General features: G+C 50.0%; 15 protein-coding genes. 9 read left to right on the top strand and 6 right to left on the bottom strand.

What is annotated here, in order from left to right; translation table 11 throughout:
* Positions 1-393 precede the first annotated feature (393 nt).
* Together NO877_RS12300 and NO877_RS12295 are read left to right on the top strand one after the other, a co-directional pair.
* Positions 394-543, top strand: coding sequence for a DUF2080 family transposase-associated protein (locus NO877_RS12300; RefSeq protein WP_114585475.1), 150 nt, complete (start codon positions 394-396; stop codon positions 541-543).
* Positions 544-546: 3 nt separating this feature from the next.
* Positions 547-1767 carry an RNA-guided endonuclease InsQ/TnpB family protein gene (locus NO877_RS12295; RefSeq protein WP_256396645.1) on the top strand — a complete coding sequence of 407 codons (1221 nt, stop codon included), beginning with the start codon at positions 547-549 and terminating at the stop codon, positions 1765-1767.
* Between the two features lie 602 nt (positions 1768-2369).
* Here NO877_RS12295 and NO877_RS12290 read toward each other — a convergent pair.
* Positions 2370-2606 carry a HalOD1 output domain-containing protein gene (locus tag NO877_RS12290; RefSeq protein ID WP_256396644.1) on the bottom strand — a complete coding sequence of 79 codons (237 nt, stop codon included), beginning with the start codon at positions 2604-2606 and terminating at the stop codon, positions 2370-2372.
* 310 nt (positions 2607-2916) lie between these two features.
* On the opposite strand from NO877_RS12290, the gene NO877_RS12285 reads away from it, so the two are divergent.
* The 4 genes from NO877_RS12285 (at position 2917) to ddfA (ending at position 6142) form a co-directional block, all read left to right on the top strand.
* Entirely contained in the window at positions 2917-3405 is a 489-nt protein-coding gene (locus tag NO877_RS12285) for an Lrp/AsnC family transcriptional regulator (protein WP_256396643.1), read from the top strand.
* A 289-nt stretch (positions 3406-3694) separates the two neighbouring features.
* Positions 3695-4342: a helix-turn-helix domain-containing protein gene (locus tag NO877_RS12280; protein WP_256396642.1), complete on the top strand. Its 648-nt coding sequence runs from the start codon at positions 3695-3697 to the stop codon at positions 4340-4342.
* Positions 4343-4844: 502 nt separating this feature from the next.
* Entirely contained in the window at positions 4845-5657 is an 813-nt protein-coding gene (locus tag NO877_RS12275; RefSeq protein ID WP_256396641.1) for a TrmB family transcriptional regulator, read from the top strand.
* A 107-nt stretch (positions 5658-5764) separates the two neighbouring features.
* Positions 5765-6142 carry a DdfA family disk-determining factor gene (ddfA, locus tag NO877_RS19920; RefSeq protein ID WP_425492945.1) on the top strand — a complete coding sequence of 126 codons (378 nt, stop codon included), beginning with the start codon at positions 5765-5767 and terminating at the stop codon, positions 6140-6142.
* A 202-nt stretch (positions 6143-6344) separates the two neighbouring features.
* On the opposite strand, the gene NO877_RS12270 is transcribed toward ddfA, so the two are convergent.
* Positions 6345-7358, bottom strand: coding sequence for a lysylphosphatidylglycerol synthase transmembrane domain-containing protein (locus NO877_RS12270; RefSeq protein WP_256396640.1), 1014 nt, complete (start codon positions 7356-7358; stop codon positions 6345-6347).
* A 699-nt stretch (positions 7359-8057) separates the two neighbouring features.
* On the opposite strand from NO877_RS12270, the gene NO877_RS12265 reads away from it, so the two are divergent.
* Positions 8058-9230 (top strand): ISH3 family transposase, encoded by a 1173-nt coding sequence (locus NO877_RS12265; RefSeq protein WP_256396639.1) that lies wholly within the window; start codon positions 8058-8060, stop codon positions 9228-9230.
* A gap of 193 nt (positions 9231-9423) precedes the next feature.
* On the opposite strand, the gene NO877_RS12260 is transcribed toward NO877_RS12265, so the two are convergent.
* The 4 genes from NO877_RS12260 to NO877_RS12245 all read right to left on the bottom strand — a co-directional run bounded on the left by NO877_RS12260 (position 9424) and on the right by NO877_RS12245 (position 17165).
* The gene (locus NO877_RS12260; protein ID WP_256396638.1) at positions 9424-14304 is read right to left on the bottom strand and encodes a S8 family serine peptidase; all 4881 of its coding nucleotides are present in this window, start codon (positions 14302-14304) and stop codon (positions 9424-9426) included.
* 195 nt (positions 14305-14499) lie between these two features.
* Entirely contained in the window at positions 14500-15012 is a 513-nt protein-coding gene (locus NO877_RS12255) for a hypothetical protein (RefSeq protein ID WP_256396637.1), read from the bottom strand.
* 283 nt (positions 15013-15295) lie between these two features.
* Positions 15296-15460 (bottom strand): DUF8065 family protein, encoded by a 165-nt coding sequence (locus NO877_RS12250; RefSeq protein WP_256396636.1) that lies wholly within the window; start codon positions 15458-15460, stop codon positions 15296-15298.
* 25 nt (positions 15461-15485) lie between these two features.
* Complete coding sequence (locus tag NO877_RS12245; protein WP_256396635.1) at positions 15486-17165, bottom strand: sensor histidine kinase; 1680 nt, start codon at positions 17163-17165, stop codon at positions 15486-15488.
* Positions 17166-17592: 427 nt separating this feature from the next.
* Between NO877_RS12245 and NO877_RS12240 the strand changes: the two genes are divergently transcribed.
* On the top strand, positions 17593-21879 hold the full coding sequence (locus tag NO877_RS12240) for a putative phosphothreonine lyase domain-containing protein (protein ID WP_256396634.1): 4287 nt from the start codon (positions 17593-17595) through the stop codon (positions 21877-21879).
* 79 nt (positions 21880-21958) lie between these two features.
* Positions 21959-22855: a UvrD-helicase domain-containing protein gene (locus NO877_RS19820; RefSeq protein ID WP_256396633.1), complete on the top strand. Its 897-nt coding sequence runs from the start codon at positions 21959-21961 to the stop codon at positions 22853-22855.
* Positions 22856-22943: the final 88 nt, after the last annotated feature.

Genomic DNA, 22943 nt, shown 5'->3' with positions numbered 1-22943 from the left:
CTCCTTACCTCTGGACTCGTCCAACAGTTCCTGAATTCCAATCCAGGAGTACCAACACTCCTACTCGGGGCCGCACTAGGTATCTCAGCAATCGCAAACGAATTCGAGATTCGAGCCCTTAGAAGCCAGTTCTCAACAATCAACTCACACACCTCGTCTGAACATGAGACAACCTCAGAGTCCTCTCACAACTAACTCCAAACCACAATCTGCATACAGTTCTTTAACTGGAATTAGGCGCTAAGTCCCCTTCCTCAAGGAGCAACGCAGGGAGCGAAGCGACCGAGTAGCGCAGTAGGGAGGGGATACAGCGCCGCACGATTCTCAAACACGTTCGCCGCTCGCCCCACAGGCCCACCGCCACCTTTATGTCTATCCATAGTATATACATCAGTGATGGATAGGTTTGAAATCGAAGGCGAAGAAGTCCTCGACGGAACCGCAAAACCTTCGGGGAACAGTGCCCACGTCATCGTCCCGAAACGCTGGCGCGGGGCCGACGTGAAAGTCGTCCGCGTCTCCGATCCCGACTCAGACGAATAGCCCATGCACTACAACTACAAGTATCGACTCAACCCGCCAGAAGCCCTCGAAGAGGAGCTTCTGTACCACGTCGATACTTGTAGGCAACTGTACAATCACGTCCTCCACCTGTTCAACGAGGCAGACAACATCCCCGCCCGCTACGAGGTGCAGGGGCGACTCCCCGACCTCAAATCGTGGTGGGACGACCTCGGAGATGTCCACTCGAAAGTTCTCCAGATGGTTGTCAAGCGCGTCTACGACAACCTCTCTACGCTCAAAGCACAGAAGGAGAACGGACGCGCCGTGGGAATGCTCAAGTGGAAACCGCCTCGGGAGTATCGGTCGCTCACCTACAACCAGTCCGGCTTCGAACTCAAGAATACGAGTGGTCGGCCCACGTTGTGGTTGAGCAAGATTGGCGAGATTCCGATTCACCTCCACCGAGACATCCCCGAGAATGCGACCATCAAACAGGTCGCGGTCAAACGCGAACCCACGGGCGAGTGGTATGCCACGTTCGGCATCGACGTGGACGAGGATACACCAGAGAAGCCGCAGAATCCCGAGCGGCTCGTCGGCATCGACGTGGGAATCCTCAAATACGTACACGACACCGACGGGTACGCCATCGAGAGTCCCAATTTCAGCGAGGAACGTGAGCGACTCGAACGCGCACAGCGCGACCTCTCGCGGAAGGAACACGGCTCTGCGAATTGGGAGAAACAACGCCGAGTTGTGGCCGAATGCCACGCCGACCTCAAGCGGAAGCGTCGGGACTTCCTTCACAAGTTGTCGAACTACTACGCCTGCGAGTACGACTTCGTGGCGGTCGAGGACTTGGACGCGAAGGGGTTGATCGAACTGCCGGGCAACTCACGCAACCGGGCAGGAGCAGCTTGGGGGACGTTTCTCCGGATGCTCGAATACAAGTGCGAACGTAAGGGGACGCACTTTGTTGCAGTTGACCCGAAAGATACGACGAAGGAGTGCGCTTCCTGCGGCGTCAAGACGGATAAGCCGCTGTGGGTACGCGAACATACGTGCCCGTCGTGTGGGTTCGAGGCGGACAGGGACGCGAATGCGGCGTGGAACATTCTTTCTCGCGGTCTTGAACACATAGGAGTGGTATACTCCGAATCAACGCCTGTGGAGACTGCGCTCCCTACGGACACCGATTCGGTGTCTGCAAAGCGCGTCGTGGAAACAGGAAGCCCCATCACCAGAACCGGAGGTTCTGGTTAGCAGTCAGAAGCCTTGCTTCTGACGACACCCTCAAGGAGCGAAGCGCGTTAGCGGTGAGCGAGTAGGGTGGGGTAGTTCACATCGCCAATTTCCGGTACAATGTGTTATATTATTTGTTAATAAGAAAAAAGGCTATACTTCGCGTACTGAACGGCATGGCTCAAACGAATAGTCCAACTATAACACAGTCAGAGAGCCTCTTCAAGATAATTCGAAGTTTCGAGTCATTCGAGAAATATCTTGCCCGCGCCAATTCAATGCGCATCGTTAGCTACTGTACGTCTCCACAAATGCTGCTGGAGTTATTCAAGCAGTACGAACTCAACGAGCTCGAAGTTATCGTCGGAGAAAAAACAGACTTCCGCGAAATATACATCTGTCTTATATTATCCATCCCTACCATTTTTATTGAGGTCAAAAATCCGTTCTCATTGATCAAGACGCGTCTTGAGTCGAGCAGATTCAACTGTGCTTTACTTAGTGACTCTATAAATCACTGCACTAAACAACTCTAGGGATCTACAACTTTTGCAGGTAACTGCTGGAGAACGTCAGTTAGTACGCCTAGATTCAGATCCCTCAGTCGACATCCGTTGTAGAGGTCACATCCAAAGTCCTTCTTGAGTCCCGTCTACGAAGATTCCCCCATCGCTTGTGACGGTTACTTCGTGCTCAGGGAGTTCAAATGTCAGTGTCCACGACGCAGTTCCATGTGATGTCAAACGCTGAATTGCCTCGGGATCAATATACTCGTAGAGAGCAAGGTCGAGTTCGGAAGATTCAGTCTCTTTTGCTTCAGCAATAGCTTCGACAATATCCGGAACCGGAGACTGCTCCATAATAGCATATGAAAATATACTTGTCATATATAAGATACTGTTTTTGAAAATAATCAACAATGGTTGTAAAGTAATACTAACATCCCTAGAATGAGGTTATCGTGCTACACTTGCGTCTGCAGTCTTGCACATCTGAGCTTGACTGAGATTCGAAGAACTCGATTACATGACTCAATGCAACACTCAGAGTCTGAATATAACAAAATAAGATCCTCCGCCCAATATTTCACTCTTGTTTCCGATTCGATAATTTAGAATGTCAATGGCACCATCGAAAATACTCATGAGTTATCAGACACTATGTACGTTAATGGTCGGAATCGAACTCGACACCGTCGACCGAACGATTCTTCATTTACTCCAGGAAGGTGCACGAACAGTTACAGCTGAAGAAATGGGAGAGGTAGCCGATGTCTCTGCGAGCACAGTTCGGAATCGGATCGAAAAATTGGAACAGGCTGGTGTGATCCAGGACTATCACCCACAGATTGATTATGCCCAGGCAGGCTACCATCTTCATCTCTTCATTATTTGTCGAGTTCCTCGGGCAGAGCGTGCAGCCCGTGCCGAAGATGCGTTAGATATTGTTGGGACCGTAACTGTCCGCGAAATGCTTACTGGGTCGAATAACCTCCATATTGAAGCAGTAGCCGAGGACGCCAGTGCCGTCGATACCATTTCTGAAAAGATAGAATCTCTTGACCTCGAAATCACAAGTATTGAAGTCGTGAAAGAGACACACGTACAGCCATTCGATCACTTTGGTCCTGCCCCACAGACCAACAACAGCGACCAGTAGCGATACTGTCACTCGGTGATCATAGCATTCCACCACCAATTGCTGAATCCGGGCTGTATATGGAATAGACTACGAAATACGCAGGGTTTGGTGGTGTGGAATCCACAACGCAATTCGGGTCATAGGTCCATTATACAAGTATGGCTGTGGATTCCCAAACCGGGCACACACAGTGGATATGTGAGTTTTCTGTTCAGGCGTCCCCCCCAATCTGTGCCCAGTATCCAATCTGTGCTATCTCCTACTGCATTGCAACTGAATCCATCAGTAACAGTCAACAGGGAGAGAGATGTCGACGGTAGCTGAGTTTACGTTGGCGGCAGATAAGTTTCCGTTAGGAACTGTATTCAGTCAACTTCCGGAGGTGGCAATACAATTAGAGCGAGTTATCCCGGATACAAACGGTGTTGTCCCGTATTTTTGGGTCCGAGGAACCGAGACAGACGCTATTGTCGAGCAGTTCACTGACCATCCAGGCGTACGTGATATTCGGTTGGTTGATCAGGTCGACAGCGAGTATCTCATGCGGTGTGAATGGATACCAGAGTATGATGGTGTCCTTGATGCGTTAATATCCCCAGAAGTGGTCCTCCTGTCTGCTATTGGAACCGCTGAGGAATGGAAGTTCGAACTTCGAGGCGAGAGCCGCGGAGCTATCGCCGAATTCCAAGAATACTGCCACAATCACAGTGCCCCTGTCACTCTGACCAAAATCCATGGGCTCCAACCCCTCAATGCGAAACATGATCTCACAGAGCCACAACGTGAAGCACTTCTACTCGCATATGAACGCGGCTATTTCAAATCCCCACGAGAGACGACTCTCGAAGAGATCGCTGACGAACTTGATATTTCTCAACAAGCACTTGGTTCTCGGTTGCGCCGCGGGAACCGTCGACTTATCGAACAAGTTCTGTTCAACACACGTAACAAGTGAAGATTCGATGGGGGAGTTAAATATCCCGTTGTAGCTGAAACAATCAGACTCACGCATGTAAGCCCCCAATAGTGCAATGCGGACAGAGGGGGAGAAGCAGCGAGTGAAGAATTGTCAGATGAACGTATCCGTATGCAGTGGGGGATTCGGTTACTGACTCATTGGACGCTGTGTGATTGGCTCGTGGGGGCGACCAATCACCAAACTGGGGGACACCCAACTATTTATCCGATCTTTGAGTAGACCGAACGAAGAGGGGGGGGAAACTGTCCGGTCATATAGCGGTCAGGTGAGTATCGCCTCCAGGGGGAAGGGGGAAAGATAGGCACTATCACCTGACTACATAGTAGTACACTGTACCCCAATATATTCGTTCGTATATTTTCCGAAGAACAACTCGCCCGTTGTTACTGCCGTACTAATCGGGAAAACACACTGTCTACTGTTACTCTCATGTAAACTTGAAAAACATACAATTATGGTTAATCTCCTACGGCCATCCGTGAATGCAACCGAGAATGCAATCAGTGCCCTCGAAAACCTTGGACTCACATCCTACGAAGCCCGGTGTTTTGTTGCTCTTTCAGAGTTACCCCACGGCACCGCCAAGGAGATCTCACAGGTAGCAGACATACCACGCTCACAAGTGTACGAGACGATGGATCGGTTACAAAATCGCGGGCTGGTCGAACTCCATCAAGCCGATCCACGGGCCTACCAGAGCGTCTCGATTGACACGACTCTTCGAACGTTTCGTGCGCGGTACGATTCGTATCTGGAGACCCTCGATAACTCGCTCCAGGAACTGGAACCTGAATTCAGACAAACCGTTCAGGGGGTCTGGGCAATCGATTCCCACGAACAGGTCACTGGACGCATCATCGACTTGATTTCGGAGGCAAGCGAGGAAATCGTACTGATCGTCTTAGACGAGAACCTGCTGGATAGGAAGATATTCGAGGCGTTGGATGAAGCTGATAGCCGTGGAGTTAGTCTGTATATCGGAACGGCGGCTGAGCCGGTTCGAGACCGTATCATGACCGCCGAGATCGATGCACAGCTGTTTGAGACGGAGCTCATTAAGTGGTTTACTGGCATGTCCGATTCTCCTCGAATGGGTCGACTGCTCATGGTCGACCGTGATCCCGTCTTGGTGAGTGCGCTTCACGAGGAAACACTCCCGGGAATACCGAACGAAACCGCCGCCTGGAGCGACGGCATCAATCACGGCTTTGCAACCTTCACTGAGCGGATATTCACCTACCATCTCAAACAGAGCCTCGAAGACATATCCGAGTTGGCTGAGACCGAGTGATTACCGCTCCAAGCTGATTTCGCTGTTGAATGTGACAGAGAGATAGTTTAAATATCGTATTGTAGCTGAAACAAGCAGACTCACCTGTGTAAGCCGCCTATCAGGTGATGCTGATGATTGACCAAGCACCTTCGAATACACAATCCGAACAACCAGCGCACAGAGAGGAGTATACTCCGAAATGGAGTATCTGTACATTTGAATCGTTTGAATACTTTCCAGACCAGAACATGTACCGCGCACTCTATGATCACGATAGAACCGAAACAAGTACAGCAGTGATCAGTACGGTGGCAGAAGCCGCTGACACCGATCCAATCGACATGGAACCACTGCACAACACAGTGGATATAGATGCATTAGATGCACTCCTGTCACCTCACAGCGCTCGTAATGGAGATCGACATATCTCGTTCAGATATCACGATCACGATGTAACCGTTAGTAGCTATGGGGGAATCACAGTTCAATCCACCTCTGATTAATTATGCCCGAGAGAGTGGGGGCTTTCAGGGGGGCTCTCTCAGGCACCAGATTATTTGTGAGGACAATCAAAAAATTGCTTGTAAGGTTATTAACCAATTTAACAACTAACATAAAATACTACAGTTGCGCTCGCAGTATAGCAAATATTTTTAACTCAACCAACCGGCGGCCAGCTACCCGTTTGAATTGGTACATTGCTTACTATGGCTTGTCTCTCGGTCGCCATCCACACAAATAGCCCACACAGATTCCTCCAACAAGAGCGCTAAATGGGAGTGAGAGCGTCCGGAACAGAAGCACTGCGGCTGTTGCAATGGCACTCGGGACACCAGTAACCACCACTAACGCTCCACCGAGCAACAGGTCGTAAGCCCCGAGGCTACCCGGAATCGGAATCGCGCTTGCGACCTGAGGTAATGGGATTACGACGAGTATTGGAAGAAAGACACTGTCGACGCCCAACCCAGTGAGTGCAACCCACAATGCTGTGGCTGTCAAGAGCTGTTCGAGGAGCCCCCCAACAGCGATGAACAACAACAATCGCGGTGTCTCTCGAAAGTCGACGATCCGTTGCCAATACTGGTCGACAGCAGTAGCGACGAACATCCGATCATAAGGTTGGTCACGGTACAAGCCAGAAATCCAACTGACAAGTGGTGTGAGACCAACGACGAGGCCAGTAGAGAGACGAGTTCGTGATCTAAGAAGAATGCCACCGAACAGTACGAGACCTGTGAATGAAATGCCGAGCATGAATAAAATTGGTGTTGCATCGGGTGAATCGAGAAGAATAAACAGTCCAAGAGCTCCTGAAAAGAGAATCTGAACGCCTGATTTGACGTATTTTGCGGTCGACCGGACACCAAGTGCTTCAGAATAGCCAGTCTCCGTTTCGACACTGAAAAATCGAGCCATGATCGGCTCCGAACTGACCGGCCCTGCCGGACTCAGTGTATCGAAGAAATCACCCGCAAGTGCGAATTGAACGCTTCTGGTTTTCGAAATACCATCTCCCAGGGGTGCAATCGACGCCCAAACACCGATTCCATCTGCTAACCCCTCCAAAATCACAAGGAGGGCAACAACCGCAAGTGCCCATGGAGCAATCACGGTCATTCGGGACAGCACGGTCTCTGCACCAACGGTGTAGAGATACCCTACTAAAATACCAAGCCCTGCAGTAATTCCAACACCAAATCGTAGTAACTGCTGCATTAACTAGGACATCCTCTGACTACCGTGTCGTTGACCCGATGTAAGCGAGTTATGGTTTACTAACCGTTTTTCTGGACTTCCTCAGAGTCAGCGTCAACAGTTGCCATGGTAATCCGACCAATACCTTAGGCCTACTCAGGTGTCTAGTTCGTCAATACCAGATACCGTTACTCATTTCGACGCTCCTGAAAGCGACGGTTAGCGGCTATCTATAGTGAACAAGCCAGTCCGCGAGTGTTTCTTAGCCCGATCTCGTTGTTTGGATAACGGTTGTAGAGGACAATTTCCCCGCGTCCAAACAAGGCTCCTATGACGGAGCCGTACTGCCTACTTTCAGATGAACGTATGTTACTTGTAACGCAGTAGATGATCATGTGTTGAATCCTTAGTGTTCGTTCATTGAGCCGCTACCTGGTACACAAACGGAACAGTCGACAAGAGTTACTATGACGAGAACCTGACCGCTCGGCTTTCGAAATCCTGCTTACCGAGATACAATCCCCGCGTTCAAATGAGCTGCAAACTGCTTTGATCTACAAGTACATCAATCGGTGCAGAAGCCCGATCCGGTGTCCCAGCACCGATCAACTTCCAGTCATCACTTGCTACTGTATAGTCCGTCAATCGGTACTTCCCAACCGATTTGAGAGCTGTAGCTAAAACGTAGCTCTCATGATGAAGATGTCTGGTTGAGGAAATGTGTTCACCATACCTCAGCCAGACGGCTGTCTTTCAGCCACAGACGTGAAAGAACTAGCGAAAGATCTTGTTGGACAACTTCCGCTGCCGGGAATCGAGGGCTCGCCCCTCGATCCCGGCGAGATTTGGCCTGCTGTCACCCTTGCAGCAGTCAATCAGACGTCTATCTGGGAAACCTGCAAAGACAACGACAACGCACCCTGTGACGACACTGTCATGGATTGGCTCCATACACTCAACCGAGAGTGGCTAGAGCGGATTGCTAACGACCTTCTCAAGGAGATGGCAATGACGATCCTCGACCCTAACCGGTCGAGGATCGTCTCCATTGACTTCGTCGATAACCCCTACCATGGAACGCACAGCGATGAAAGCGGAGAACTCTGTCGTATGGCAGCCAAAGACGGTACAACAACGTGTCACCGCTACTGCACAGCATATCTCGTCTCAAACGGGAAACCGGTAACACTGGCAACAACGTACGTGCGAAGCGATGAGAAAGAGGCCGATGCGGTCGAGCGTATCCTCGACCGCATCGTGGCCTATCCCTTCGAGATAGACCTTCTATTGGCTGACCGTGGCTTCTACAACGAACGTATCCTGCGTCGATCACGTGAAATTGCTGCGACTGTCGTCCCCGTCCAAAAGAAGGGCAAACGCATGAAGAAGAAGCTAGACACGCACTGTTCGTACATGACGACCTATCGAATGTACAAAGACTGCAAGCGGGAACTGGAATTCCCGCTTGCAGTCGCTGTCTCCTACCAAGCTGGAGATCGTGGCAAGAGTGGAGAGGTTGTTCGAGGTTATGTGGCGTGCGATCTGGCTGATCGCACGCCCAAACAGGTCGAACGGCTTTACCGGAAACGCTCGGCGATTGAGACCAGCTATCGTGTGTTCCGCCAAGCACGAGTGGTAACGACGACTCAGGATCCAATCGTCCGCTTTGGGTTCGTCCTAGTTGGATTCTTGCTGGAGAACCTCTGGCTTGTGCTTCGATGGGCGGTCGTCGCCCGCCCACGGCGGGGCGGGCGCGACCTGCCCGAAGAGTTCACATTCAAAACCTTCTCTGACTGGATCAGACACGCATTAGAAGAGGAATTAGAGCGGAGTTGGGAGATCGAAATGAACGGCGTTGGTGTACCAGAAGCGTACGCACCGGCCGCGGGCTGAGCCAGCCCGCGGCCTCGGGTAAGCGTCTCCTGAGCTACAGCACCCTTCTTTGAGGGCTACATGAGTTCTTTCTGCTTGGTTCTCTTGATTTGTGAACTCTATTCCACTCTTCACAGAGCAATCACGAAGCGTTTGATCTAATGGAGCGTGACTCAGCACAGCTCACGAAGCAGCGTTGGGGAAGTACCGTCAATCAGTGTCTGGATCTCACGGCTATAACACTCATCAACACTGCAATGAGTGTGACTACCACTCCGAACCCGGGCGTGTCATCATTAGTTACAGGTGATTCATCACTCGCTGCATCATCGGCACCTGCTTCTTCTGGGAGTTCGCTTTCGTCCGTGACGACAAAGTACGAGAACCCTGTAGTATCTGCTTCAAGCGTGATACCATCGGCACTCTGCTCGACAACACGTGTCTCAAGCGGTTCCCAATCCTCGCCAGTGTGACGCCACACCGTTAACTCCTCAGTATTCAACTCGCTGTACGCGATGTTTTTATACTCAACATTTCCGAGATTGAACGTTAGCGTAGCCGACGAGTCCGATATTTCTCGTGGAACCATGACATCCGTTGTGGAGAACACTTCACCCGGTGGACTCCCAACACTCGATGGCACTCCATCGAAATCAAGGACACGAGCTATACCGTCAAACCCGCCTTGGTGAAGCGTTCCGCCTTCGACAATCGGGGACTGAGTGAACGCGCCGAAGCTGAACGTACTCTCGTTTGCTCCGCCTCGGATGGTCCCGTCAGCATCCGTCAGGAGGTTCACATCATCTGGCAGCGTCGAAAGAGACGGTGGTTCTGGAACACCAGCACCGCCACCACCGCCGCCACCGCCACCACCGCTACTGCCACCACCGCCGCCGCCAGCATTGTTGTTCTCGTTATTGTTCTCTTCGTTACTATCCTCGCTCACAGTGATTGTGACAGTGTCTTCTACACTGTTCCCTGCTTCATCAGCCACAACCACATCCACCGTGATCGTTTCACCATTACTCAACCCGTCAACGGTGAGTTCAGCATTGTTCTGCGTTACTTGCTTGGTCACACGAGCATTACTCACATCGGCAGTAACGTCGGTTGCACTCACGTTAACTGACGACGTTTCCTCCGAGTACTCGAATCGAACCGTCACAGGTCCGTCTGCAGCTGTCACGTCCTCACCGGGCGTCACATCCACTGCATCAATCGATGGCGGTGTCGTATCCGTACCACCAGCAACAAACTGACTGAACCCGTCAACAACCGCGACCAGTTCACCAGTCTCACTATCGTACTCGGTTGGAACCTCACTGTACCCTTGCTCACCATCTTCCGACTTGAAAATCGTTAGCTCGTCAGACTCGAAGCCGTTAATCGCGTCCTCGTTAAGATTCTCAACCGGAATCCGAATGGTTGCATTATCAAGTTCACTATCGGATACCCCAATGTCTGCAACATTCACGTACCCGCCGCTCACACGATTCGAATCAAGATTAGTTCCGGCTGGTGTACTCGAACCACTACTAACCACGGCTTGACGGACCAGCGACCCGGTACCTAACTCGGTTTCGTTCCCATTCACCGTGATATTGGTGAAGTTACTAACTGAAACACGACCATCACCATTGGTGAGTTCGTAGTTCGAAACACTACTCGATAGTGTTTCAGTCACCGTGTTCTCGACTTCATCACGTGCGGTAACAGTGATGTTGAACTCGGTCTTGTCACCACCAGTTGCACTACTATCAAACGGAACGGTGACACTGTCCGTATTCAATCCACTCGGAATTGTTTGCGGAGAGCGGTCTTCGTCGTTATCTGCAGTGATAGCAATTGATGTGATCTCAAACGCTTCACTGCTCTCAACAACAACGTCACCGTTAGCACCGTTGATTCCGGTTGTTCCTAACTGGATTTCAGGAGCGGTCGCGTCGACACGCACCTGTTCACCGTTGGATTCGACGTATTGACCGGATTCGTCAGTCACACCAACGAAACTATCATACGTTCCATCTCCGACAAGACTTCGCGTGTCGATTGTGACATTGAATTCACCGCCATCACTCACATCACCAGTTACAGCGTTCTCGGCTGTGAATGACGTGAACGAGGACGACACACCCATTTCGATGCTGCGAACGTCAACACTCCCATTCGCAACAGTACCGTTCACCTCAACTACATTGTTCGAAACAGATTCGTTAACCGTGACACCCGTGATGACTGGTGGCTCAGGGTCACTCACAACAATGTTCTGAGTAGCTGACGATTCACTTACCGTAACCTGCAACTGAACATCACCCATATCGGCTACCGTTGTTTTGAATTCGAGTTCAACTACTTCACTCTCACCTGCAGGTACTTCCACCGTTGCAGAGTCACGAACCGTGTTTGAAGTGTTCGTGGTTAGTGACACGGTTTCCTCACCGATTTCACCACCAGTGTTCGCCACAGACGCGTTCACTGTGACATTGTTCCCAGCGCTCACGTCACTACTCGCGTTCGCAATTCCTACATCGAATGCTGCAGGGCCTCTCACAGTCACCGGAATCTCACTTGTCGAATCCGGTGTTGCAGCTGTAACCGTGTACTCACCAGCATCACCGTCACCAGTTGGGATATGCAGCTCAACATCTTCCGAGCTCCCATTCGCTACTGTTACTGCTGTTTCGTTCGACCCGATACCATCAATGTTCGCTGTAAGCGTTTGTGAAAGGCTTACATCACCGACGTTCTCCACAGACGCGTTCACAACGATGTCATCACCCTCTGTAGGAGAATTCACTGAGTTAATGCCGACAACCGATTCTGCAGCACGTAACACGCCGACAGTTGTGTTCTGCTCATCATCACTGGTTCGGATACTCACATTCGCTTCCGGGTAATCCTCTACACTCACGTTGTACCCGAGTGACACAGATTGTGTCTCACCAGTAGATAGTTCACGCGTGTCCACGCTTGCATCCGGTTTCACAGTCCCGTTGACAAGCAAGTCAACAGTCCCGATTCCTGCGGCTCCACCAGTGTTCTCAATCGTTGCGTTAACTGGCACTGTTTCACCAATCACGAACGATTGATTTGCAATCTCTGCACTCGACAGGTTAACGGAGAACGTTGAATATCCAATGACATTGAATGCAGCTTCAATACTGTCTGTTGCAGATTCCACGCGAATCGTGGGTGTTCCAACATCGTCCTTGGTTGGTGTGTACGGTACATCAACAATCCTTGTTTCGTCCGGTGCGGTTTCAGGGATGGTTGTACTGCTATTTGCTCTCGCTTCCCCGTTCACGAACAAGTTAAGCGACCCGGAGCCTGATGACTCTCCGACGTTCTCCACTCCTACCGTGATATTTGCTTCTTCTCCGGTGACAAACTCTCGTTCACTTTCCGGTGCGATACTCACTATAAAGTCTGCGGGAGCCCGTACACTCGTGGTATTCGTCGCGTTCTTGTTTTCAGTCCCAACGGTAACAACTTTCTCACCAGAATCAGCACCAGTGGTTTCGTACACGAACCCGACTTCAGTTTCCGTGTCAGACTCGATCACTACATCTTCTTTCACGCTGACTTTCCTATCGCCAACGTACAGGCTAACGTTTTGCGTGCCAGTGTCACCGATAAGGTTCTCATTCGAAACCGTTGCATTCACGACTAAGTTATCACCGGAATCAACCATTTGGGTAACACGCACGTTTGCAGGGGAGAAGTACCCGTTCGGATTAGTCGCTTGAAGCACTTCGTAGGCGTCAACAATACCGTACCCTTGACGCGTATTCCGTTCGCTGTACCCATCTGCGTTTCGTGCCGTTCGCATTAACGCGTACTCAAATTCATCTTGTGTTAACGACGGGTTGTTCGACAAGGCAATTGCGGACGTTCCGCCCACGTGCGGCGTGGCCATACTTGTTCCAGTCTTTGGCACAAGGCCATTATCAGTATGACTTGCACTGTAAACAGATACACCCGGCGCGACCACATACGGTGCAATTAACGGGTTCTCCCATTCGCTTGCGAAACTATTCGTGAATTCCTCAGTCGGGTCGTATTCTGCCCCTCCCGAAAACGTTGGGACAGTACCACCACCGTCAACAGCACCAACTGAAATAACATCACCACTCGCCGCTGGTACGGCTGTGTTTCCATTACCACCGAATTTGTAGTTTCCAGACGCTCCAACGAGAATGGCACCCTGATTCCGTGCCATTCGTGTTGCATCCAGGACAGCCGATGAGGAACCTGCACTGAAACTCATCGTGATGACATCTGCATCGTTCTCAGCGGCCCACTCAATTGATTTAACAATATTTGTTGTATTACTGGTCCCATTAGCATTGAATGCTTGTACGTGCATTGCAGTTGCATTCGGAGCGACACCGATTTGCGTCCCGGCTGAATTATCACTCTCACCAATAACAGTCCCGGCCACGTGCGTGCCGTGGCCCTCTGGGTCGAATGGTTCAGGTGTCCCATCTAATTCTGACCCTTCTTTAACATCACCTTCGACAACTGCCCAGTACCCTTTGTAATTGTTACTCGGGTCACCACCAACATCGATATCCGGGTGAGAAATACTCGCACCCGTATCAATGACTGCAACCTTCACACCCTCTCCAGTTGCATTAAACTCTTTTTGAGCATCATCAGCGCGAATCTGTTCTAATCCGTAACTGATTGTACTGTAATCCTGAGTCCCTGCCTGACGCTCGTTTTGTGGTGGGTTTGGGAGTTTTACAGGTTCATCCTCAATCACTTCTTTAACAGCACTGTGATTTCCTACCGCAGCTTTCGTGGTTTTCCCAGTATCAATTTTTACGATGATACTGTTAGACGACCATAGCGTTCCTGTTACGGTTGTCCCGTTCAATGATTTAATGTGATTGATAACGGGTTCTTGGAATGCTTTCGCTTTCTCTTTCGATTCTGCAATCGAGTCTGCTTGAACGTCTCCCTCAACTTGAACGATTAGTTTGATTTCACTCTCGTTCCCGTTAGGTGTTTCACTTATCCCCGTTCCAGAAAACCCAAGCAAAAGCACAAATGTAAAAAATATTATAAATATAGCCGCCGATTTTTTTATCATACCTATTTTTATTTAATATGTAATGTTAAAATTGTTTCTAATTGTCTAATCTTATGTGCAGATTAGATCTACTTTGAATACAATTATAAAAGATGAGAGGTGGCAGTCGCCACGTCGAAACCTTGCGACTGCAGGACCCGATCACCGACCTGATCGGGGGATAATTAACGAGATGCGCACATTTTTGAGAACGACTTATTGACTTCGTGGCGGTAACGCAGCTTTCTGTGCGAGTCGGTCTCTGAACTCCTCTATGCACTCAAGAATTGCAATCTGGCCATCCTCAGAACACTCTACAACGTTTTCCAGGAAGACTAGCGCAGACCGCACACAGTAATTGTACTCACCGTCATTCAACAGATTTTCTCTTGCGATGTTAAGATCCTGTTTCACATGGTCGACTTCGGCTCCGGTTTCCTGTTCGACGGTACACAACAGTTCGTCTGCTTCATCGAGGACTGCGGTTCGCCGTTCTTCAATTCCTCTATCTAACTTGCCGCCGCCACAAGATCGACACAGCACTCGCGGTTCATCTTTGAGCATCTCGTCGTTTCCGAAGCGTTGTGCAGTCTGTTCTACCTCGCCGTCAATCACTTGTTCCGATGTCATGGTTTTTGTTGAATTCTGAGACAGCAGTTCGCCTGCTAGTCTGTACTGTGTGATTCGCATTCGCTCTTTACCGATATGCACGCTGAAGTCATGCACCATCACTAGCGACGGCTCAGACAGTCAGCTGTGCTGACGGGTGGCGACGGGAGCCGGACTCTCCGTTAAAATACTATGGATGCAGGGATTACGCATCGCAGGATGTGTGAGTTGTCCGGTTGTGTGTTTACAGTAGATAATATGTGAATAACATACATAAACGTTTGGTGGTTACAAAATATATCAGAATATGAAATAATGCGGGGCTACAGGCTCGTGTTTGCAACAACAATCAAGACATCAGTGTCGACGAGTACGGGAGATCATACGTTATCGTCGACCATCGTCACTCTAGGAACACATCAGTCGTGTTAAGCTCTGTAGCCTCCTCGAAAGCCCCTCGCTCGCAGTCGATACCTTCGATAGTATCTCCAAGTAGGATATCCGCAGCGTCATTGGACAGCTCTCCATCTTTGTAATGCTGGTGAAGCGTAATTCGTTCTTCGTCCACCAGGGTTTCTCGGGCTTGACCTGGGTTATGCGGCAGTAGATGCTACACCGGTGATCTCAAATCGGACGCCGCCATCAGCACCCTCTGCTCCCGTGATTTCCCAGCCATGATCATCAGTGATTTGTTTGACTATTGCTAATCCAAGCCCTGTTCCATCTTGTGATGTTGTGTGGCCAGCATCAAACAGACGGTCGTAATTTCCTTGCGGGATCCCAGACCCATTATCTTCTACATAGAAACCCTGTCCGAGGTCACCAACCGTGATCGTCACTGTTTTTCCTCCATGTTCTATTGAATTTCGGATGAGATTCTCGATCAGTTGTCGGAAACGACCGAGGTTTGCAAACACCATTCCATTTGCCTCGTTGACGAGAGTAGCATCCTCAGTATCGACGTTCTGCCAGCATGTACCAATCTCATCTGACAATGTGATTAATTCCCGGTCACCTTCGAGATCACTTTCCCGTGCAAGCATGAGAAGATCATCAATTAGGGCTTGCATACGGGTATGACCTCGTTCAACTCGTTCTAAGTGATCAGTGTTACCTGTCTCCCGTGCAACTTCGAGCCATCCTACTGCAACGTTGAGCGGATTGCGGAGATCATGTGAGACGATACCCGCAAACTGATCGAGACGCTTATTCTTTTGTTTAAGCTCATCTCGTTGCTGCACGAGTCTCGTGATATCCTGCAGAACAATCAGAGACCCACGAGACCTGTTTTTAAGCATATCAGAATCAACAATCGGTGAGATCGTTAGGTCGTAGTGTCGCTTTACACCATCTCGTTCGAGGGTGATTTGAGTCTCACTTCTATCTGCGGTTCCGAGTCGTTCGAGAAGCTCGGGATTTGTCTGGAAGACCTGTTCTGCATGGACACCGATTGCACTGGTATCAAGATCATACAGATTCCCCGCCTTTTGATTGAAATTGAGAACACGATCCGAAGCATCAACCGCAATAACGGCACTAGGCACGTTGTCTAGAAGTGTTCGTTGTTCAATCGGAGTTGTTTTGAGGAAATCAGAATAGAATAACGTCCACAATATCAATAAACTCGCTCCGAGGAGCCCAATTGTAGCAACGTCAAACGCTGGATGTGGTGGAGAGAGCGTTTGCCAGAGGAAGAACGCAAGTGCAATCAGATATGCCAAAATAAGTGTCATCATCTGTTGACGATGAATGCCACGAGTATCTGGGAATTTGGCCACCATCCACCCAAGCGAAACAAACGCGACAGTAAAATTCGTGATCGCTTGAATCCAAAATAGTGGTCCAGCATTCTCAGCGGTCCTCGAAAACCCGCCATTCGCGGTGATTACTGGCTCTGTTATCAGAAGGTGGTGAATAGGATCCGTAATAGAAATAACAAAACTGAGAGAGACATACCCGACAAGAATGCCGATTATTCTGGGTTGTCGATATTTTTCTCCGTAGGTGAACTCGATTAGAATGTAAATTACGGAAGCAACCGCAGCTGTGACAAACGGATATGTGAGATTATGAATGAGGTGCTTCAATAACGGCTCAGAAACAAGTACGTTTAGCCCGCTCATAAACGCGTATCCACTCGCCGCGATCAACAGAATACACACTGGAACACCGGCAGCCCGGTCTCGGTGCGTCCATGCGATAGAAGCTACAATGGCAGCACTAAGACCAATAAAAAGTTCTACAAAAACAAGCCCTGTGCTTATTGAGATCATTCCTTTTTGCTAAATTAAATCCGATCTACATTTAGTTTCCGGTTACATATATTGCATCTATTTTTATTGATTTTAATTCAACTTCACATGCCAGAAAAGACGAATTGTTCGATGCTACGTGAACCCTCGTGAGCACACCACATTTGAAAGCCGGATAAATAGACAATAAACTTATTTTTATTTGTTCGACAAATTTTATCTATGATATTACTAATTTCTAATACACGTACGGGCGACAAAACCAGCGACAGCAGTGTCACCCATCGCACTCACATACTCTGTTGCTGTGTCAGCGTTTACTTTTTTACACGAATGTGAGCGACTGAGTCTCGGCCAGTAGATACCCTGATTCCAAAATCAACATCAGCAAAATATCAATTTTACTCAGAATATAAGGATATATGACTTATACGCTTGAGAGTAGTACATGACCAAGCCGACACGGCTTATTCGAGATTCTACTGATCGATACAAACTGAAAGTATCGTTACCCGGTGGGCGGTATCAGTTATCGCTTGATGATCGGGCAGTGATTTTCCTCACCGACCAACTGGGAGTCTCCGAGCAGGATACGGTTCCGAACCCGTTCGTTCCGTTTTTTATTGCGATGGGCGATGCATGGTTTCCAAACGAACGTGATGTCGAAGAGATCTTAGATAACATCCACGCAGAAGGTACACTCACCGCTGCTGATTGCTCAGCGTTAGTCTCGTATTTGAAGAACTCTCATATTCAAGCACGCAACGAACAGCGTGTCCGTGAGGTTCTTCAGGAATCACCCATTGCAGATGCGATTGATCCATCCGAACTGAATATCAAAGAACTTCCACCGATCCCTGATGGGCTTGCATCATCTGAGCCAGACGATTCGCCGACGAACGAACGAGATGGCCACTCCAGTACAGAAGACGAGGCTCACCAAGACTCAGACGACGAACCGACTTCTGAAACAGACTCACCCACGGACCCACAAGCATCCCTAACAGAGATTCCTGGAGTCGGAGCCGTCTATGCAGAAACGCTTCGTAACGAAGGGTACACGACAATCTCGAATGTTGCTGAGACACCCGCAACCGAACTTGCCACTGAGACCTCACTCTCTGTGGAGACGGCACAGTGTATTCGATTGGGAGCAAAACAAATCCGTGGCGATTCAGGAACCCCGCTTGAAACAATAGCCGAAGAAACCAGTACACCTCAGTCAACTGTTGCGGATGCGTACGTAACTATAGCGAGTTGCCCAGGCGATGTTCAATCCAAAATCGACGCGCTCCACACATTATTCTCTAAGGACGAATCGGTCCTGGATCTCGAAAACCACTCGCTGTATCACCTGTACTTATTATACAACGCAGGATTCGAAGACCTGCACTCAGTTGCCGACGCCTCTCTTGATGAGCTTACTGCAGTTCCATATATTACACTCCAAGCAAAGGATATCAGAGACACAGCCAGAGAGGCAATAGAGTTCACCGACGAAGCTAATGACTCCTCAGAAGAGTCGACAGGTGAGCCACCCTACACCTGTCCAGACTGCGGCAAGGAGTTCACATACGAGCGTGTACTCACCAAGCACCGATACAGCTGTGAGGGAACTACCCAGACAGACGATAACGATGACGATTCAAACGAACCGACAGATGAGCCACCCTACACCTGTCCAGACTGCGGCAAGGAGTATACATACGAGCGTGTGCTCACCAAGCACCGATACAGCTGCGATGGAACTAGCGAAACCGACGCCAATGTCGACAACCAGATGCGAACCACGGACGAAGACGAACTCTCACCGTGTGCTCTCACGGAGTATTACGAATCACTCCGTTCAATTCGAACCGTTCTGAAACGGTTGTATCCGAAAGCCACGTCGGATGACTACGAAGACCCACTGGTACAGTATTATACAATACTCAATTCAGTTATCAACAACCAGTACCTCGATCAGGATGTTGCTACTGGATATGGACCACAACACGTCGACCGTGTCTCCCACGCAGTCGGCGAGTACCGAGACACGTACGGAAACGGCGAATGGATCACTGAATACCAAACGATTACAACCGTTCCACTATCGGAGTCGGTTAAAAAACAACTCAGCACGGATCTCTCAGACCACGATCTTCACGTCGTTCGTCCAGTAGTTCCGACGACAAACACACCGTTGCCTGTCGTCGTCGACTCCAAGGCAGAGTTGCAAGAGGCACTCGGAGTCCTCGCACAGTTCCCTGCAGAACCCAGTACAACCACAGCAAACACACGTATTGAAACACAGTACCCTGTCAAAGAGACGTACCAAGCACTAGCCAAAAAGAACGACATTGAGCCAGTATCAGTTCCGGAACCGATTCGCCGATCACACTCTACGGACCCAGATTCTCGTTCGGCAACCGAACGACAGGTTGACACGGAAGACCGCATCCCTACTCGTTTCATCGCGTTCGGACACGTCGGTGGCAACGACGACATCATCGAGAAAATCGCAGCTGAAACAAGCGGAATCGAGGTAAATGCATACATATACACTGGCTCACAGCAGGTCGTGCTTGACTCACCGACAAGCGATCACACCGACACCACCATAGAAGCACTCGCAGACCTTTCAGAACAGGCTCCAGTGTATATCGTCGATGCAAGTTCCGAATCAGTCTGGAGTGATGATACCGATACGTACGCACCACCGTCACCCCCGACACCCAGCCGCTCAACAGAGCTCCCCGACAACGTCGCGTACATTCCCATCGATGAGCGGGTGGAAGTCGGTGATTTCTACCTCACACAGAATCCTTGGTTAAATGGAGGCGACACAGTACTCGTTTCCCACCAAGCCCGGCCAGAACAATGGCACGGCAAGCATGCAGCATACATCGCAGGCGAACACTTTGTCGGCCGACAGGACCGAACATATCTCAACGTTGGATTTTCGAGTTTTGACCCTGGCGTCGGCCGGGACACGCTCCACGGTCAATACGTCTCACTAACCGTGGGCAATGACGGCCTCAAAGAAACCTCGTGGGAAACCCTTGGAACCATCGACAAACACACCTGTTCGGACCACGAAGACCGCGGACAAATATATCTATTAGAGGGGCTTAGCTGTCCGTTTTGCGCGATAGAAGACCGCGAGCAAAGCGACAACGAGCGAGTCAAAGAGACACCGACAACCGTCTACGAACGGCCATATCTAATTGCATCGGACAACCTTCCTGCAAGACGGGCCTATCAGATCGCATACTTCGATCAGTTCTCGGTCCCACATCCAGACGAGTTGTCCACCGAATCATTCCCACCGACGACGGATGCTACTCAGGCAGATTTTGATGCGCAAGCACTCGCTCAGGGTGATGTCCGGGGTGAACTCATGTACTTCCTTGATACAGAGACTGCCGACGAGATATGGTTGGCAGTCCAGGATCTCGTCGCTCAGGGTGAGCTGTATGATGCCCGTATTTCAACGGCGTTCACCTGTACTGCCCGAGGCGACAGTCAGCATCTGCTGATGGTGGCAATCCCAAACTACGCTGACATTGAGGATGCACACCGTGTTCATCGACTACTCACTAACGAACTCGCTGTCGACGATCCTGCAGTGGTGAAACCGACGCTGTATACGAACCTCGGGATTTACACGTCGAACGCTAGTGAGTGGGGGTTGACGCGAAGCACACGGTATACGGTCCACGCTGATGAGCCACCGAGTACTGGCCGCGGTCTCCCGGAGCAACTCGATATCGATTCAGGCCAGTATCCAGATGATATGGCACGCTACGACCAGTGGCTGCTCTGGAAACCAGAACCCGACGGTCGAAAAATACCGCGTGCACCGTGGGAAAACGGTGATGACAGATTCGTGAGTGCGATGGACCCAGACAACCAGACTTCGTTTGAAACTGCCATAGAGAATCTTGAATCGCTTTCGAACCCTGAGTACGGGCTGGCGTTCACGCTCACTGAAAACGACCCGTTCGTTCTCATTGATTACGATGACGCCAGAAACCCAGACACCGGAGAGGTTGCAGCGATGGTTCGACAGCACATCGAAGACGCCGAGAGCTACGCCGACATCAGCACGTCAGGCACAGGTGTTCACCTGCTTATCCGGGGGGCGCTCTCAGACGATGTCCAAGCAGTGATTGCTGACCTCCCGGATCACGACCTCTCAATCGAAGTTTACGACCAAGATCGGTTCGTCGTTATGACGGGCGACCATCTCTCAGCAACCCCATCACGAACGACTGATGCCCAAGGACTCCTTGATCGGTTGCAGTCAGAACACGCTACACGAACCACTCGTGGTGACCAAGACCGGTCAAGTCGACCTGAAAAATCACGCACTGAACTCTCGGCAATCGACGAAACAACTGATGTTGCAGACGTATTCGACAGTATCAATCAAATCCGGCCAAGCGACATTCGACTCCGAAGCACAGTGACGAACGAACGTGCGGACGGCTCAAAATCACTCGATCCATCCTGGACGACGAGCGATTCTGGAACTCGGCTTGGCCAACTCGATGATATCTGGGTCTACCGGAAAGGAATGTACGTACTCAATGCACTGCAAGTGGTTGCGTTAGAAGAGCGTCTTATTTCGAGCCCTGATGAGTATCCGTCCGGCGAAACGTTCTGGAATGCCGTTGCAGCGCTCCGTGACCGGGGTGCCCACATTCCAAAGTACGTCACTTCCGAAGAGTCGAAACGGTCAGAAGAGATATAGACTATTTACCAATCTTGAATGGATAAACCCCAATCAACAGTAAGTATTTTGTTCCGGTGATAAGTAATCAATCGTATACGTGTCTGGAATCCTCAACTTTATCAAAGGCCTGTTTTCGACCGAGAGTGTCTCTGAAACCACTGATGATGAGATATCAGTAGATGGTGAGGCAGTCATCAGGGGAACGGGGTCGACTCAAGGTGTTGCAACAACTTGTGATGAGCTAACTAGTTGGCAGACAAAATATGCTGACGATCATCAGGATTTCTTGACAGTCAAGGAAGCACTGAAGACATACCAACGGGCGCAAGGAGCAATTCATCAGCTTACCCCACTCCTCGAAGAACCCGACCAATTTGATCCCGAGGTCACAGATGCAGCCGAGACGCTTTTGAGTGATCTCCAGGGAGTATGTGAATTTATCGAGGCCCGCGACAGCTACAATGAAGAGTGGATTGAAATCATGAAAGCAAGCCACGGCGATGAACTAAACAGTTATTTTGAGGCAGACACCCTCACTCACACAGATCAGCAGTTTCGGGCTATCTTTGCGAATGACAATTTCAACCGGGTGAATGCAGCAGCTGGAACCGGGAAGACAACCACATTCGGCCGTCGTGTAAATTTTATTCTCTCAGAATACGACGACGTTGCTGCATCGGATTTGTTGGCGATCACGTTTACGCGAAATGGCGTCTCGGAGATGGAAACAGAACTCCGAGAGACGTTCGATATTACGGGTGCTGAAGTCTCGACAATCAATTCTTACAGTAAATCAGTCGCCGAAGACCAGTACTCTGACTTGGAGTTTATTGTCGGCGAAGCAAAAACAACTGAGATTGCAGCCATCTGGAGGGCCATCAAAGCCGACGACGAGTACGCAGATACCTATGAGAAATTTATCGAGGCGTGGAAGAAAAGCAAGTATGATCCTAATCATCCGTCTTTAGTTAAGACTCACACCTCGGTTGCGTAGCGGTAGCGAGCGTCTCTTGAAGGATTGGCCGTTGCTGGTGTATCTTCTGGGCGTCTTCGATCAACCGCTCCAACAGTGGCTGTGGCGA

The organism is Halohasta litorea, from assembly GCF_024494645.1.
In the GTDB taxonomy this organism is placed as follows: domain Archaea; phylum Halobacteriota; class Halobacteria; order Halobacteriales; family Haloferacaceae; genus Halohasta; species Halohasta litorea.
Note: the sequence above shows the minus strand (reverse complement) of the source record. Positions and strands in the feature narration are given on the sequence as shown.

Coding starts and splice junctions, on each gene's coding strand:
- NO877_RS12285 (WP_256396643.1), top strand. CDS start 2,917: ATGGTCGGAATCGAACTCGACACCGTCGACCGAACGATTCTTCATTTA.
- NO877_RS12295 (WP_256396645.1), top strand. CDS start 547: ATGCACTACAACTACAAGTATCGACTCAACCCGCCAGAAGCCCTCGAA.
- NO877_RS12290 (WP_256396644.1), bottom strand. CDS start 2,606: ATGGAGCAGTCTCCGGTTCCGGATATTGTCGAAGCTATTGCTGAAGCA.
- NO877_RS12255 (WP_256396637.1), bottom strand. CDS start 15,012: ATGGTGCATGACTTCAGCGTGCATATCGGTAAAGAGCGAATGCGAATC.
- NO877_RS12240 (WP_256396634.1), top strand. CDS start 17,593: ATGACCAAGCCGACACGGCTTATTCGAGATTCTACTGATCGATACAAA.
- NO877_RS12270 (WP_256396640.1), bottom strand. CDS start 7,358: ATGCAGCAGTTACTACGATTTGGTGTTGGAATTACTGCAGGGCTTGGT.
- NO877_RS12280 (WP_256396642.1), top strand. CDS start 3,695: ATGTCGACGGTAGCTGAGTTTACGTTGGCGGCAGATAAGTTTCCGTTA.
- NO877_RS12260 (WP_256396638.1), bottom strand. CDS start 14,304: ATGATAAAAAAATCGGCGGCTATATTTATAATATTTTTTACATTTGTG.
- ddfA (WP_425492945.1), top strand. CDS start 5,765: ATGCTGATGATTGACCAAGCACCTTCGAATACACAATCCGAACAACCA.
- NO877_RS12245 (WP_256396635.1), bottom strand. CDS start 17,165: ATGATCTCAATAAGCACAGGGCTTGTTTTTGTAGAACTTTTTATTGGT.